This window comes from Mycobacterium sp. 23 (genome assembly GCF_048287075.1).
Taxonomy (GTDB): domain Bacteria; phylum Actinomycetota; class Actinomycetes; order Mycobacteriales; family Mycobacteriaceae; genus Mycobacterium; species Mycobacterium gordonae_B.
In genome coordinates this window covers 4340904-4355748 of sequence record NZ_JBLVUX010000005.1, presented here as the reverse complement: position 1 = coordinate 4355748, position 14845 = coordinate 4340904, and the positions used below count along the sequence as shown (strand labels likewise).

Here is a 14845-nt window from a genome sequence, read left to right as displayed (position 1 = left end):
AGCAACTAGGGGACCACGATGTTGAAGTTGGGGTCGGGCTGATCGAGCACCGCCAGCAGCGACTGCAGTGCACCCTGGTCTCCGGACACCTCAAGACCAGGTGAGGTGAAGTCGCCCATCGCCACCCCGAGAAGCCGGAACTTGGTGTCCAGCTTGACCGTAACCGTCGCGGTCCCGGGGTCGGCGGGGACCCGGCGCTGCACCAGCACACCGTTGCGCAACGCCAGCCGGTAGTTGGCGTCCAGGTCGGCAAAAGTGATGTCGATCGCGATGTCCAGATCCCAGCTGCGCGGGCCGTTCACCCGGATCGCGAGTCCGTCGAAGATCTGCTCCGGCGTCAACTGGGACAGCAGGCTCAGCGAGGTCGCCTGGGTCGCCGTCCCGAAGTTGCCGACGCGCAACTCGGTGGCCCCGCTCATGAAGAAGTTGCGCCAGGTCGCATTCTCGGCACCGTAGCCCAACTGCTCCAAGGTGTCCGCATACAGCTCGCGGGCCGGACCGTGATGTTCGTCGGTGAACATCGCATGATCCAACAGTGTTGCCGCCCAACGGAAATCGCCGGAGTCGAAGGCGGCGCGCGCCAGCTCGACGACCCGGTCGATGCCGCCGAGAGCCTCGACGTACCGCGGGCCCAGCGCCTCGGGCGGGTGCGGCCACAGCCGGCCCGGGTTGCCGTCGAACCATCCCATGTAGCGCTGGTAGACGGCCTTGACGTTGTGGCTGACCGAGCCGTAGTAACCACGCGCATGCCAGGCCTGGTCCAATGCCGGTGGCATCTGGAACATCTCAGCGATCTCCACACCCGTGAAGCCCTGGTTGAGCAGCCGCAGCGTCTGGTCGTGCAGATACGCGTACAGGTCGCGCTGTAGCGAGAGGAATTCGACGATGTGGTCGTGCCCCCAGGTGGGCCAGTGATGCGACGCGAAAACCACGTCGGCGCGGTCGGCGAAGGTGTCGATCGCCTCGGTGAGATACCCCGACCAGGCATGCGGATCGCGAACCAGTGCGCCGCGCAGCGTCAGCAGGTTGTGCAGGTTGTGGGTCGCGTTCTCGGCCATGCACAATGCCCGGAATTGCGGGAAGTAGAAGTGCATCTCGGCGGGAGCCTCGGTGCCCGGCGCCATCTGAAACTCGATCTGCACACCGTCGACGGTGTGCGTCTCCCCCGTCTTCTTGATATCGATGGTCGGGACGATCAGACCGACCTCGCCGGTCGACGGAGTCTGACCGAGCCCACAGCCCACCTGTCCGGAGGGTCCACGATCCAGCAACGTGCCGTACATATAGGTCGCGCGGCGCGTCATCGCCGGTCCGGCATAGACGTTCTCCTGCACGGCGTGTGTGGTGAAGCCCTCCGGCGCCAGCACCGCCACCTTCCCGGCATCCACGTCGGCCTGCGACGCAACCCCGAGCACACCCCCGAAATGGTCGACGTGGCTGTGGGTGTAGATGACCGCCACCACCGGCCGGTCGCCGCCCCGGTGCGCGCGATACAACCCCAGCGCGGCCGCGGCCACCTCCGTAGACACCAGCGGGTCGATCACGATGACTCCGGTGTCGCCCTCGATGAAACTGATGTTGGAGAGGTCGAATCCCCGAACCTGATAGATCCCCGGCACCACCTCGTACAGGCCCTGCTTGGCGGCCAGCGTCGACTGCCGCCAGAGGCTGGGGTGCACCGAGGTGGGTGCGGACCCGTTCAGGAACGAGTACACGTCGTTGTCCCACACCACGCGGCCGTCGGCCGCTTTGATGACGCACGGCGTCAGCGCGGCGATGAAGCCGCGATCGGCGTCGTCGAAATCCCTTGTGTCACCGAACGGTAGCGCATGCCGGCTATGTGCCGACTCAATTGTCGCGGTAGGAGGCTTGTGATCCACGGCACTACCTTGCCATTAATCGGGCCGCCCCGAGCCACAACTCGCGTGCAAATTAATTGTCCGTGGACCCTAGCCATTCCAACCAGTTAAGTCGCATACTGCCGGGGCGGTCCGCAATGACGCTGGACCGCTACAACGGCAAAGGAGCACAGGTGAAGCGTGGACTGACGGTCGCTGTGGCCGGGGCGGCCATTCTGGTCGCGGGTCTTTCGGGATGTTCGGACAACAAGTCGAACACCAGCAGCGGTTCCTCGAGCGCGACGTCAAGCGGAGGCGGCGGGGCCTCCGGAACGAAGGTGATCATCGACGGGCAGGACCAGCACGTGACCGGCACGACCGTGTGCACGACGGCGGCCGGCAACGTCAACATCGCGATCGGCGGCCAGGCGACCGGCATCGCCGCGGTGCTCACCGACGCCAACCCGCCCGAGGTGAAGTCCGTCGGGCTCGGCAACGTCAACGGCGTCACCCTCGCGTACACCTCAGGCACCGGACAGGGCAAGGCCGAGGCGACCAAGAACGGCAACGCCTACAAGATCACCGGTACGGCCACCGGGGTTGACATGGCCAACCCGATGTCGCCGGTGAACAAGCCCTTCGAAATCGACGTCACCTGCTCCTAATGTGATGATGCGGGCGGTTGCCGACCATTGACCGGCAACCGCACCGCGAACTCGGTATGGCCGGGTCGGCTGTTGACCGTGATGGTTCCCCCGTGTGCTTTGACCACGGCCGACACGATCGCTAAACCCAGTCCCGTACTGCCGCCCTTGCGCGAGCGTGAGCTGTCCCCGCGCGCGAATCGCTCGAACACCTCTGACTGCTGCGCCGCCGGAATCCCGGGGCCGTTATCGATCACCTGCAGCAGCGTGTGCGTCGGCTCGGTTCCCAGCCGGGTGGTGACCACGGTGCCCGGCGCGGTGTGAATGCGGGCATTCGCCAGCAAATTAGCCATTACCTGACGCAGCCGCGCCTCGTCGCCGGTCGCCATCACCGGTTCGGGCGGCAGGTCGAGCTCCCACTGATGTTCCGGGCCTGCGATATGCGCGTCGCTGACGGCGTCCACCGCCAAACGGGACAGGTCGACCGGCTCACGTTCGAGCGGCCGGCCGGAATCCAGCCGGGCCAGCAGCAGCAGGTCCTCGACCAGACGCGTGATCCGGTCGGTCTCGGACGCGACCCGGCTCATGGCGTGCGCGACGGCCTCCCGATCGTCACCCATGCGTTGAGCCAGTTCGGTGTAGCCACGGATCGCCGCCAACGGCGTACGCAGTTCGTGGCTGGCGTCGGCGACGAACTGGCGCACCCGCGTCTCGCTGGCCTGCCGGGTCGACAGCGCGGCTGAGATGTGATCCAGCATCCGGTTGAGCGCCGAACCGAGTTGCCCCACTTCGGTAGAGGGGTTCGCATCGGCTTCGGGCACCCGCACCGGCAGCTCCACCTCACCGCGGTCCAGCGGCAGGTCCGCCACTTTGGTCGCGGTCTGGGAAACCCGCTGCAACGGCGCCAGTGCCCGCCGGATCGTCACCACACCCGCGGCGGTCGCGGCGGCCATGGCGATCAGCGTGACGATGCCGAAGATGACCAGCATCCGAAACCCGGTGGCGTCGATGTTGGACATCGACAAGCCGGTCACGATCACGTCGGCCCGGTTGCGGCTCGGCGCGGCCACCACCCGGTAGCGGCCGAGACCGTCGAGATTCAACGTCACCGGCGAGCGGCTGCCGGCGATCTGCTCCAGCTGGTGCTGGGCGGTCGGGGTCAAAGCCGCCCGGGTGCCGCTACTGGTCAGATAACCCGCGTCCAGCGTCGCGCCGTCACTGACGACCGCGGCGACCATGCCGGCGGGCTGACCCGGAGCGTCCAGGAACCTGGGGCCCGGACCGGTCTTGGGTACGCGCGGCTCGTGGTGCCGGGGCGATTCGGGATACAGCAACGAGGATCGGTACGAGGTACCGCTGAGCTGGCTGTCCAACTGCGCGAGCAAATGGTGGCGCAACGCGAGTTCTGTTGCGGCGGTGATCCCGAGGCACACGACGGCGAGGATCGCGACCTGCCCGACGATGAGGCGCCGACGCAGCGACCAGACCCGCGGGCTCCTAGCGCGCCGGCTTGAGGACATACCCTGCGCCGCGCAGCGTGTGGATCATGGGTTCGCGACCGTTGTCGATCTTCTTGCGCAGGTATGAGATGTAGAGCTCGACGATGTTGGACCGGCCGCCGAAGTCATAGCTCCACACGCGGTCCAGAATCTGCGCCTTGCTCAGCACCCGCTTGGCGTTGCGCATCATGAACCGCAGCAGTTCGAACTCGGTGGAAGTCAACGAGATCGGTTCACCTGCCCGGGTCACCTCATGGCTGTCCTCGTCTAGGACCAGGTCACCGACGACCAGCTGGGCGCCGCTGTCGACGGTGGTGACGCCGGTGCGTCGCAGCAGGGCGCGCAACCGCAGTACCACTTCTTCGATACTGAACGGCTTGGTGACGTAATCGTCTCCGCCGGCGGTCAATCCGGCGATACGGTCTTCCACTGCGTCCTTGGCCGTCAGCAGCAGCACCGGCAGCCCGGGATTCTCCTGGCGCAACCGGTGCAACACGTCCAGGCCGCTCATGTCCGGCAACATGACGTCGAGGACGACAACGTCTGGGCGGTCGGTGCGGGCGGCGGAGATGGCCGAAGAGCCGTCGCCGGCCGTGACGATGTTCCATCCCTCATACCGCAGGGCCATCGACACCATCTCGGCCAATACCGGTTCGTCGTCCACCACCAGCACGGTGACCGGTTGACCGTCGGCGCGGCACATGACCACGCGCTCTGTTCGGGGAGCCGCCACGAGTTCCAGTATCCGCACCCGACTGGGCCGAGGCTATGGCATTCCTATGCGCCGACTGTGAAACGAAAGAATCCCGTGGCCGCAGTCTGCGGTCACGGGACCTTCCCGGTGTGCCGTTGGTCAGTACCAGTTTCGCCTGCCGGCGACGGGACGGCCGACGGAGCCCATGGCCCACATGACCGCACCGACAACGAGCAGGACCACTCCAAGCACTGTCAACAAATGCACCCCGAAGACGAAACCGAGGATGAGTAAGAGTGCGCCGACGACAATCATTGGAATTTTCCTTTACCTAGCAGGGACATAACTGACTGATTGCATTGCACTGGGTTGGGGCAACTTGGGAGCGTGGCAATCTTTAACTTTCGGATTCACGCCCATGTAATTCAGTGGCCCCGCTATCACCGTCACTGCAACGGTTCCCAGTGAGGCACAACTGGTTTCCTCGCCCTTGAAGTAGTCACGCTGCCAGGCCGCGAGGACCCCTATGAGCAGCCACACCAGGACTATTACCCCGAGAATTCCGCGACCGCGATACATAGAGACCTCCGTTGTTCCCGAAACAATTTGGCGTCCCCAGAGCGTTGCCCGTTGTACTCACGTCTAAACATCAAAACGGCGCTAGGGTGGCGCGTAATCAACCGCCCTGCGCGGCGAGCCAGGAAGCGGCCCGCCTATTCGACGCGCGGGACAACCAGGCGTCCTGAATCAGCTCGGTCAACTCGGTCAGGCTGATTTCGGCCAACCGGCTCGACCGCACCAGCACCGAGGGGTGCCCGTCAAAGTGAGAAGTGCTGAAGAACGGCGATTCGGGGTCCTGGATCAGGGCGAGCTTGTCGCTCTCCGACTCCACCCACAGCATGATCACGTCCGCCCAGCGCTCACCGCTGTCGGGATCGGCGCAATCGGGCTGCGGAGTGCGGAAGAAGACGAACGACTTCCCGCCCACCTGATAAATCGAATTGCCTTTGGGCCCCTCGAGCCGCTTGACGTGTGGCATGGCGGCAGCGATCCGATGCACGTCGCCGACCGTGGCGGGTCGATCAGCCATACCGGCGACGATACCGGTCCGCGACTGACGGTCCGCGACTGTAGCATGGGCAACCGGTAAAAGGGTTGCAGCGGAGGGAGATACGGCACGGTGACTGATACCTTGTTCGCCGACGTCTCGGAATACCAAGTGCCGGTTAATGACTCATATCCGTACCAGGTGCTATCGGTTCGCGTCAGCGACGGCACCTACCGGGACCATAATTTCTCCCGCAACTACGCCTGGATGCGCGGCGCAATCGACAGTGGCCGGCTGACATTCGGCATCGTCTACACCTACGTCCGGCCCAATTGGCAGGCCAACGCCGACACCGTGCGCGCGATGATCGACGCGGAAGGCGGCCTGCACCCGCGGGTTGCCCTGATGCTCGACGTCGAGTCCGGGGGCAACCCGCCCGGCGACGGGTCCAGCTGGATCAATGCTCTGTATTGGAATCTGGCCGACTACGCGGGCTCGGCTGCCCGAATCATCGGATATGCCAACGCATATGACTTTTTCAATATGTGGCGGGTGCGCCCGCCCGGGCTGCGCGTGGTCGCGGCGGGATACGGGTCGAATCCCAATCTGCCCGGGCAGGTCGCGCACCAGTACACCGACGGCAACGGCTACAGCCCGAATCTTCCGCAGGGCGCGCCGCCGTTCGGCCGCTGCGACATGAACTCCGCCGACGGGCTCACCCCGCAACAATTCGCCGCCGCGTGCGGCATCACCACGAGCGAAGGATGGCTGATGGCTCTTTCCGACGACGAACAGACCGAACTGCTCAACAAGGTGCGCGACATCTGGGACCAGTTGCGCGGGCCCGACGGCGCGGGCTGGCCCCAGCTCGGGCAGAACAGCCAGGGGCAGAACCTGACTCCGGTCGACGCCATCGCCGCGATCAAGAAGGATCTGGAAAACCCGGCTTAGAACCGGGCCGAACGCTAGCCCGGTATTCCGGGAATGCCGAACAGGATTCCTCCGGTACCGCCACCACCGTCTCGCCCGTCGGACCCGGCTAAGCCCTGCGGAGGAGCTCCGGCACCGCCGGGCGCTCCGGCGCCACCGGCCCCGCCACTGCCAATCAGGCGGGATGGCCCACCCGCCCCGCCGTTTCCGCCATTCCCGCCCGACACGTTGGTTTCGCCGGAGCCGTCTTCGGTCAACGAGGTACCGCCCGCGCCACCGGCGCCGCCGGCACCACCGTTGCCGTAGAACCATCCACTGGCGCCGCCGTTTCCGCCGGCGCCGCCGTTGGCGCCGATTCCGTTGTTGTCATTCGGATCGGCAACCGCGCGGCCGCCCGCACCGCCCTGCCCCCCGGCTCCACCGTCGCCGACCAACAACCCGCCGCTGCCACCATTACCGCCAGTGCCGCCAATGCCGCCGATCAAGTCGCCGGCGTTCCCGCCGTTGCCGCCGGCGCCGCCGGCCGCACCCGCGGCGAACAGCCCACCATCGCCACCGGCTCCGCCTCCGCCGCCCGCACCGCCGGAGAGCCCCACCGATACGTTTCCTGCGCTGTCGATGTAGCGGCCGATACCGCCGTCCCCTCCGTGTCCGCCACGTCCGGCAGCCCCGGAGAGCCACCCGGCCCGCCCTCCGCTGCCGCCGGACCCGCCGGCGCCGCCCGTGCCGACACCGGGAGCAGTGGGATCGTCGACGAAGTTCGGACTGAATAGACCGGCGCGACCGCCGGTGCCGCCCGCGCCACCCGCACCCCCGTTGCCGATGAGACCGGAGTCGCCGCCGGCTCCGCCGGCGCCGCCGAGTCCACCGGAAAAGCCGACAGGTGCGCCGGCACGGAAGGCAGCCGCGTCCGCTCCGGCGCCGCCGTTGCCGCCGGCACCACCATCGCCCCACACCCAGCCACCGCGGCCGCCACCGCCGCCGGCACCGCCCGCGCCACCGTCGGCTATCCCGACCAGGCCCCCGGCGCCGCCGTCACCCCCAACGCCGCCGGCACCGAAAAACCCTGCCGCGCCACCAGCTCCGCCGGCGCCTCCGGCGCCACCGCGCACTCCGATAGCGGCCACATTCCCATCACCACCGATGCCGCCCTGCCCGCCGGCACCCGCGTTGCCGAACAGCAAACCGCCGGCCCCGCCGTTGCCGCCATTACCCCCGCTGCCGGCATTGGCGCCGAATCCCTGATTAGGAAGATCGATGCCGCCGGCGGTACCACCGCTACCGCCGGCCCCTCCGCGTCCTCCTGTACCCCACAGTCCGGCGGCACCCCCGGCGCCACCGAGGCCTCCGTTGAAGCCATTCGCCCCCGGTGCACCGGACAATGCGGCTCCACCGTTTCCGCCGGCTCCGCCGTTGCCGTACAACCAGCCACCGTGGCCTCCTGCGCCGCCGGCCGCATTCGGCCCTCCTGCACCGCCGGCGCCGCCATGGCCGACCAGCCCCGCCGCACCGCCGGCACCACCCGCCGCGTTCGCCGTGCTTTGCGAAAATCCTCTGCCCCCGTTGCCAAACAACAATCCGGCGGCGCCGCCGTCGGGATTCGTGGCCGTGCCGTCAGCGCCGTTACCGATCAACGACCGCCCGAGCAGGGCCTGTGTGGGTGCATTGACGACGCCGAGAATGTTCTGTTGCAAACCCTGCAGGGTGACGTTGGCTGCCTCGGCCGACGCATAACCATCGGCGGCCGCACTCATCGTCTGCACGAACTGCTGGTGAAAGTTTGCGGCCTGCCTGCTCAGCGCTTGAAACCGCTGGGCATGCCCGGAGAAGAGCGCGGCGATGGCTGCTGACACCTCGTCGGCACCCGCAGCGAAAATTCTTGTCGTGGGCAGCGCGGCAGCCTGACTGGCCGAGTTGAGAATTGCCGCCGTCGCCGCGAGATCCGCCGCGGCGGTGGTCATGATCTCCGGAGCCGCATAAAGATACGACACGGTCGCTCCTCTTCAACGATGCTCAGAGCCGGACAGGCCGATTCAAGCAGACGGCCGCCCGTCACCGAAAGGGTGAAAAGTGTTACTAGAACGGCGTTCTGGGCCCCGTCATCAGGGCGTCAAGCCGGGAAGTCCGTCGGCGCCGTTCTGCAGCTTGCCGACGCCACCGATGCCACCCGCTCCCCCGGCACCGCCAGGGCCCGGCAACCGGGCAGGCGCGCCGCTGCCGCCGTTGCCCCCATTGCCCCCCTGCGCGGCGAACAGCGTGGTGTTGGACGGACTGGTGTAGATCGCGGCGCCTCCCGCGCCGCCCTGGCCGCCGGCACCGGGAGCACCCCACACCCAACCACCGGCGCCGCCGCTGCCGCCGTTGCCGCCCGTTCCACCAATTCCGCCCGACGCGCTGAAGTCGAAGATCGAGTTGGGATGGATCAGTACCGAGCCGCCGACGGCGAGGCCAGGCCACCCGGGGAAGCCGCCCGCCCCGCCGACGCCGCCGACGCCGCCCGCACCGAACAATCCCGCCGCACCTCCGGCACCGCCGTCGCCCCCGATGCCGGCAGGCCCGTTGGACACACTGATGCTGCTGATGCTGTCGAGGAATCCACTGCCCCCGTTGCCACCGCTCCCACCGGCGCCGGCATTGCCGAACACCAGTCCGCCGCGGCCGCCGCTGCCGCCGTTACCGCCCATGCCGGCGGCGGGACTTCCGACGGGGCTGACCCCGCTGTTGCCTCCCACGCCGCCGGTACCGCCCGCCCCTCCGGATCCGAACAGGCCCGCGGCACCACCGGCGCCGCCCGCTCCGCCGTTGCCGGCCTGCGCGGCAGTTGTGGCCGTGGCGCCCGCGCCGCCGGCACCGCCCATTCCACCGTTGCCGTACAACCAGCCGCCAGGCCCACCCGCGCCGCCGGCCGCACCCGTCCCCCCGGCGCCGCCGGCGCCGCCGTTGCCGACCAGGCCCGCAGCGCCGCCGCTACCGCCGGTGGCGCCGACTGCGGACTGCGAATAACCTTTCCCGCCATTGCCGTACAACATTCCGCCCGCGCCACCGTTCGGACTGGCGGCCGTGCCGTCGACGCCGTCACCGATCAGTGGCCGCCCGAACAGGGCTCGGGCGGGTGCATTGATAGCGCCGAGAATGCCCTCCTGCAGCGTCTGCAGTGACGCCGCCTCGGCGGACGCGTAACTTCCGGCCGCCCCGGTCAGCCTCTGCACGAACTGCTCGTGGAACGCCGCGAATTGACTGCTGAACGCCTGGTACTGCTGTGCGTGGCCGCTGAACAGCGACGCGACGGCTGCCGAGACCTGGTCAGCCGCGGCCGCGGCGACGCCCGTGGTGTTGGCCGCGGCCTGCAGGTTGGCGGCGTTGAGGACCGAACCCACATCAGCGATGTCGCTCGCCGCTGCCGCGAGCATCTCCGGAGCTGCTATCAGATCCGACAAGGCACCCCCCTGTCACTCGGTTTCTCGGTAGATCGCGGATTTTGACGCGCGCGTTACCGCGCCTGCCGGTTACCCGGCGGGTCCGACAGGCCCGTCCGGTCCGCGACCACCGAACACAGTTCCGCCTCGGCCGCCCTGGCCGCCAGCGCCTCCCGGCCCGCTGCCGAGAGCACCGGGGAAGCCGCCGGTTCCGCCGGCCCCACCCGCGCCGCCGAGGCCGAGCAGTCCAGCGGCACCGCCTATGCCGCCCACTCCGCCGACCCCCCCGGTGGACCCCTGCAGGGTGACTGTCGTGCGGATGTACGTGGCGGGTCCGCCACCGCCGCCTGCACCACCTGCCCCACCGTGGCCGTACAACCAGCCGCCGCCACCGCCGGCCCCACCGTTGCCGCCGGCCCCGGCGTTGCCTTGGTAGGTGATCGTTACGGGCATAGGCCCGTTGACGATCGAGATCGCGGGAGTGCCCGGCGGCGCAATGATGTTGTCTGGGCCGGGGAATCCCCCGGCGCCGCCGGCACCTCCGGCTCCGCCGCAACCGAACAGTCCCGCAGCGCCACCCGCGCCCCCCTGCCCGCCCACCCCTGCGGTGGCCGTCGCCACGTTGATGGTGGTGCCGTCGTCCAGGAAGGGGCTGCCGGCGTTTCCGCCCAAGCCGCCGGCCCCGCCGTTTCCGTAGAGCCAGCCGCCGTGTCCGCCCGACCCCCCGCTGCCACCACTCCCGGCGGCAAGCGGGCCGGCGATATTGACGCCCGTGCTGCCACCTAGTCCGCCGGCACCGCCGGCGCCACCCGTCCCCAGCAGGCCAGCAGCGCCGCCCGCACCTCCGGCGCCCCCGTTGCCGGGGGCGGCGGTCCCGGTCCCGGCAGCACCCGCTCCGCCCTGGCCGCCGGCGCCGCCGTTGCCGTACAGCCAGCCCCCGTTTCCGCCGGCGCCGCCGGCCGCGTTGGCGCCGCCCGACCCGCCCCTACCACCGTTGCCGATCAATCCGGCCGGACCACCCGCCCCGCCCGCTACGTCGGTGGCGGTCTGCGAATAGCCGTTGCCGCCGTTGCCGTACAACAACCCACCGGGACCGCCGTTCGGGCTGGCTGCCGTCCCGGCGGCGCCGTCACCGATCAGAGGCCGGCCGAACAGCGCCTGGCTCGGCTGGTTGATCAAGTCGAGCAGCGGCTGCAGCGGTCCGGCGTTGGCCACCTCGGCGGCGGCGTAGGAGGCGGCACCCGAGCCCAGCAACTGCACGAACCGCTCGTGGAAGGCGCTGGCCTCAAGACTCAGCGACTGGTAGCGCTGGGCCTGTCCGGCAAACACGGCCGCCACCGCGGCCGAGACCTCGTCGGCACCGGCGGGCAAAACCGCGGTGGTCGAAAACAACGCGGCGGTGTTGGCCGCCGTCAGCGCCGAGCCGACACTTTGGAGGCCCGTCACCGCCGAAGTCAGGAGCTCCGGCACCACCGCCACATACGACATGGGCGCACGATAACTGTGTCAACCGGCGCCGGTCAGGAAATTGCGGGGAGTTCTAACGGTTCGCAGAGACGAACAGGGTGGGAGGCATGGCAACCTCGGCGCCGTCGGCGACATCGCGACCGTAACGGGCCATCAATCCGGGGAAGTCCACCGCCGAGGCCTCCCAGCCCCGTTCGCGCAACCACTCGGGTAGAGCGGTGCGCTCCTCGGCGTACCAGAGGTCTTCCACCACCGGCATGTCGGCGTCGGTGACCTGAGCGGCCACCGCGCGCATGCGCTGCATCTCGTCACGTTGGCGCGCCACCAGATCGGGGTCGATGAATCCCTCCCCGGGAACGTTGGAAGCCAGCCAGCTGCCGGGCGCGCTGAGCGCGTCGATCCGCTCGAACAGCAGGTCCTGGGCCTGGGCGGGCAGGTAACGCACCAGTCCTTCGGCGGACCAGGCCGACGGCCGGCGGGGGTCGAACCCAGCTTCCTGCAACGCTTTCGGCCATTCCTGTCGTAGATCGATCGGGACATTGACCAGTTGGGCCGTCGGCGTGGCGCCGTGCCGCTCCAAGGTGGCGGTCTTGAACTCCAGCACCTTCGGCTGGTCCAGCTCGTAGACCACAGTCCCGTCCGGCCACGGCAACCGCCAGGCGCGGGCGTCCAGACCGGCGGCGAGGATCACCACCTGCCGCACGCCGGAGTCGACCGCCTGCAGGAAGAACTCGTCGAAGAACGCCGTCCTGGTGGCCATGAAATCGACCAGCATCTGCGCCCGCGCCTGCACCTGCGGGTCTATCTCGGATGCCTGAGCCAGCAGCTTGGGGTCGGCGTACAGGCTCCACATGCCGCCACCGACCGCGTCCAGGAAAACCCGGGCGAACGGGTCCCGGATCAGCGGATTCTCACTCTCGGTCTCGGCGGCCCGGGCGGCGGCCACACCGAGCGCGGTCGACCCCACGCTCTGGGTGATCTCCCACGAATCGTTGTCAGTGCGCGGCATGCCGGCCCCCTCGCCAGAAGTAGTGAGTTTCGCAAACTATTCTTCCCGCCGCGGGCGCCGCGCGCCGCTCCCCTACCCTTTTTCCCAGACGGTCTACAGGTTGCAAGGGAGCACCATGACACGCACGCCGCAGGAAGTGTTCGTCCACCACGGAAAGGCACTCGTCGCCGGTGACCTCGACGAGATCGTCGCCGACTACTCCGACGACTCGGTGGTGATCACCTCCGCCGGCGTTGCGCGAGGTCGTGACGAGATCCGTCAGGTCTTCGTCACGCTGCTCGACGATCTGCCCAGGGCGGACTGGGATTTGACGACCCAGGTCTTCGCCGGGGACGTGCTCTTCCTCGAGTGGGCGGCGTTGGCCGCGGGCAGCCGGGCCGACGACGGCGTCGACACTTTCGTCTTCCGCGACGGCATGATCTGGGCGCAGACCGTCCGCTACACCCTCCAAGGCACCGCATGACAGCGATGGACACGGACGCCCTGAACGCGGTCGCTCGGTGGATGACGGAGCAGGGTCTGGGCGAGGGACCCCTGCAGGACGTGACCGCGGTGACGGGCGGCACCCAGAACGTCATGCTGCGCTTCACCCGATCCGGCCGGCCCTACGTGCTGCGACGGGGTCCACGGCACCTGCGCCCCCGCACCAACAGCGTGATTCTGCGGGAAACACGCGTGCTGGCCGCGCTGGCCGGCTCCGATGTGCCCCACCCCCGGTTGATCGCCACGTGCGACGACACCGCCGTGTTGGGTGACGCGGTCTTCTATCTGATGGAGCCGATCGACGGGTTCAACGCCGGGGAAGGATTGCCGGAACTGCACGCCGGCGATCCCCAGGTGCGGCACGGCATGGGGCTGTCGATGGCCGACGCGCTCGCCAAGCTCGGCGCCGTCGACCACGTCGCCGTCGGCCTCGCGGACTTCGGCAAGCCGGAGGGCTTCCTGGAACGCCAAGTGCCACGCTGGCTTTCGGAGCTCGACTCCTACCAGGAGTACGACGGCTACCCCGGTCCCGACATCCCCGGCATCGCCGAGGTGTCCGGCTGGCTGGAGCGCCATCGGCCGACCCAGTGGACGCCGGGCATCATGCACGGCGACTACCACGCGGCCAACGTGATGTTCTCCCGCACCGGCCCCGAGGTGGTGGCGATTGTGGATTGGGAGATGTGCACCATCGGCGACCCGCTGCTGGACCTCGGCTGGCTCCTGGCGACCTGGCGCCAGGATGACGGGTCGAGCGTGTTCAGCCACGCCTTGGGCGGTGCCGATGGCCTGGCCAGCACCGACGAGCTGCTGGAGCGCTATGCCGCGAACACGACGCGCGATCTGTCGCACATCACCTGGTACACCGTGCTGGCCTGCTTCAAGCTGGGCATCGTCATCGAAGGCACGCTGGCCCGCGCCTGTGCGGGCAAGGCCGAGAAGGCGGTCGGGGATCAGCTGCACGCGGCGACCGTCCACTTGTTCGAGCGGGCGCTGACGCTGATCGATACGCAGGACTAGCGGGCGAGGGTCTCCTGCCGCCGGGCGCCGAGGTCGCGCTCGGTGCCCCTGCCGCCGGGCCCGCCCTGGCCGAACGACCTGCCGCTGCGTGAGCGACCCGCGGCGATGGCGCCCGATGCGCCGGCCGAGCCGGCTCGTCTGCCGGCCATCGGCGCGGTGCCGGCCAGAGGCCCCGTCGCGACCGGCCGGACAGTGCCCGCGCCGGCACCGGCACCCCGGCCCGGCGCGACGCTGCCACGGTTGCCGGACAGCAATCCAATGGACCTGCCGCCCCGCGCGGGCGCCGACCCGATCCCGGCGCCGCCGGCGGGTCCGATCAGGGACTGCACCGGCGTGGTCGTGCTGGGCGCCGACTGGTTGACAGGCTGCAGTGGCTTGGCGTTCGCCCCCTCGGCGGAGGCGTAGGCATTCGACGAGGCGTTCATCGCCTGGACGAACTGGTCATGCAGCTTGGCCGCCTGCACCCCCATCGCCTGATACTGCTGGGCGTGCGCGCCGAAGACGCTGGCCATCGCCGCCGACACCTCGTCGGCCCCGGCTGCCATCACGCTCGTAGTGGGGATCGCCGCCGCGGCGTTGGCCGCGTCGAGTGTCGAGCCGAGGCCGGCCAAACTCGACGCAGCCTCCGACAGCAATTGGGGCTGTGTAAACAAGAATGACACGACGGCATCCCCCGGACTTTTCGACGTCTGGAATGCCGAGAATGCTATTGAAAACGCGCAGGTAGACCAAGTGTTGAGATCTGCTGGATGCCGGATCGTTATTAGACCGTTATATCGGGCGCCGGCCTTGTAAAA

The 14845-nt window shown here is 68.7% G+C and carries 15 protein-coding genes; 4 read left to right on the top strand and 11 right to left on the bottom strand.

Translation table 11 applies throughout. The features are described from left to right. Positions 1-5: 5 nt before the first annotated feature. Positions 6-1880, bottom strand: a complete 1875-nt coding sequence (locus tag ACNQS7_RS21360; protein ID WP_418014103.1) for an alkyl/aryl-sulfatase — start codon at positions 1878-1880, stop codon at positions 6-8. Between the two features lie 152 nt (positions 1881-2032). On the opposite strand from ACNQS7_RS21360, the gene ACNQS7_RS21355 reads away from it, so the two are divergent. After that, positions 2033-2503 (top strand): lipoprotein LpqH, encoded by a 471-nt coding sequence (locus ACNQS7_RS21355; protein ID WP_055580820.1) that lies wholly within the window; start codon positions 2033-2035, stop codon positions 2501-2503. On the opposite strand, the gene ACNQS7_RS21350 is transcribed toward ACNQS7_RS21355, so the two are convergent. The 5 genes from ACNQS7_RS21350 to ACNQS7_RS21330 all read right to left on the bottom strand — a co-directional run bounded on the left by ACNQS7_RS21350 (position 2500) and on the right by ACNQS7_RS21330 (position 5765). Next, on the bottom strand, positions 2500-4002 hold the full coding sequence (locus ACNQS7_RS21350) for a sensor histidine kinase (RefSeq protein ID WP_418014102.1): 1503 nt from the start codon (positions 4000-4002) through the stop codon (positions 2500-2502). The genes ACNQS7_RS21355 and ACNQS7_RS21350 overlap by 4 nt on opposite strands. Continuing rightward, on the bottom strand, positions 3980-4684 hold the full coding sequence (gene tcrX / locus ACNQS7_RS21345) for a two-component system response regulator TcrX (protein WP_418016079.1): 705 nt from the start codon (positions 4682-4684) through the stop codon (positions 3980-3982). Before tcrX ends, ACNQS7_RS21350 begins: the two co-directional genes overlap by 23 nt. Before the next feature lie 150 nt (positions 4685-4834). Beyond that, positions 4835-4990 (bottom strand): DUF6131 family protein, encoded by a 156-nt coding sequence (locus tag ACNQS7_RS21340; RefSeq protein ID WP_167544975.1) that lies wholly within the window; start codon positions 4988-4990, stop codon positions 4835-4837. A 12-nt stretch (positions 4991-5002) separates the two neighbouring features. Beyond that, entirely contained in the window at positions 5003-5254 is a 252-nt protein-coding gene (locus tag ACNQS7_RS21335; protein ID WP_418014101.1) for a hypothetical protein, read from the bottom strand. Between the two features lie 97 nt (positions 5255-5351). Next, a complete protein-coding gene (locus ACNQS7_RS21330; protein WP_418014100.1) occupies positions 5352-5765 on the bottom strand; it encodes an MmcQ/YjbR family DNA-binding protein in 414 nt (137 codons plus the stop codon). A gap of 90 nt (positions 5766-5855) precedes the next feature. On the opposite strand from ACNQS7_RS21330, the gene ACNQS7_RS21325 reads away from it, so the two are divergent. Next, the gene (locus tag ACNQS7_RS21325; protein ID WP_418014099.1) at positions 5856-6674 is read left to right on the top strand and encodes a hypothetical protein; all 819 of its coding nucleotides are present in this window, start codon (positions 5856-5858) and stop codon (positions 6672-6674) included. Positions 6675-6688: 14 nt separating this feature from the next. Here the strand turns inward: ACNQS7_RS21325 and ACNQS7_RS21320 are convergent, their stop codons facing one another. The 4 genes from ACNQS7_RS21320 to ACNQS7_RS21305 form a co-directional block, all read right to left on the bottom strand. After that, positions 6689-8644, bottom strand: coding sequence for a PE family protein (locus tag ACNQS7_RS21320; protein ID WP_418014098.1), 1956 nt, complete (start codon positions 8642-8644; stop codon positions 6689-6691). Positions 8645-8755: 111 nt separating this feature from the next. Beyond that, positions 8756-10090, bottom strand: a complete 1335-nt coding sequence (locus tag ACNQS7_RS21315; RefSeq protein ID WP_418014097.1) for a PE family protein — start codon at positions 10088-10090, stop codon at positions 8756-8758. Positions 10091-10159: 69 nt separating this feature from the next. Continuing rightward, positions 10160-11557, bottom strand: a complete 1398-nt coding sequence (locus ACNQS7_RS21310) for a PE family protein (protein WP_418014096.1) — start codon at positions 11555-11557, stop codon at positions 10160-10162. A gap of 52 nt (positions 11558-11609) precedes the next feature. Continuing rightward, entirely contained in the window at positions 11610-12545 is a 936-nt protein-coding gene (locus ACNQS7_RS21305) for a class I SAM-dependent methyltransferase (RefSeq protein WP_418014095.1), read from the bottom strand. A gap of 115 nt (positions 12546-12660) precedes the next feature. Here ACNQS7_RS21305 and ACNQS7_RS21300 point away from each other — a divergent pair, with 115 nt between their 5' ends. Beyond that, positions 12661-13008 carry a nuclear transport factor 2 family protein gene (locus ACNQS7_RS21300; RefSeq protein WP_418014094.1) on the top strand — a complete coding sequence of 116 codons (348 nt, stop codon included), beginning with the start codon at positions 12661-12663 and terminating at the stop codon, positions 13006-13008. A 5-nt stretch (positions 13009-13013) separates the two neighbouring features. Further along, positions 13014-14048 (top strand): phosphotransferase family protein, encoded by a 1035-nt coding sequence (locus ACNQS7_RS21295; RefSeq protein WP_418016078.1) that lies wholly within the window; start codon positions 13014-13016, stop codon positions 14046-14048. Here the strand turns inward: ACNQS7_RS21295 and ACNQS7_RS21290 are convergent. Further along, complete coding sequence (locus tag ACNQS7_RS21290) at positions 14045-14710, bottom strand: PE family protein (protein WP_418014093.1); 666 nt, start codon at positions 14708-14710, stop codon at positions 14045-14047. The genes ACNQS7_RS21295 and ACNQS7_RS21290 overlap by 4 nt on opposite strands. Positions 14711-14845: the final 135 nt, after the last annotated feature.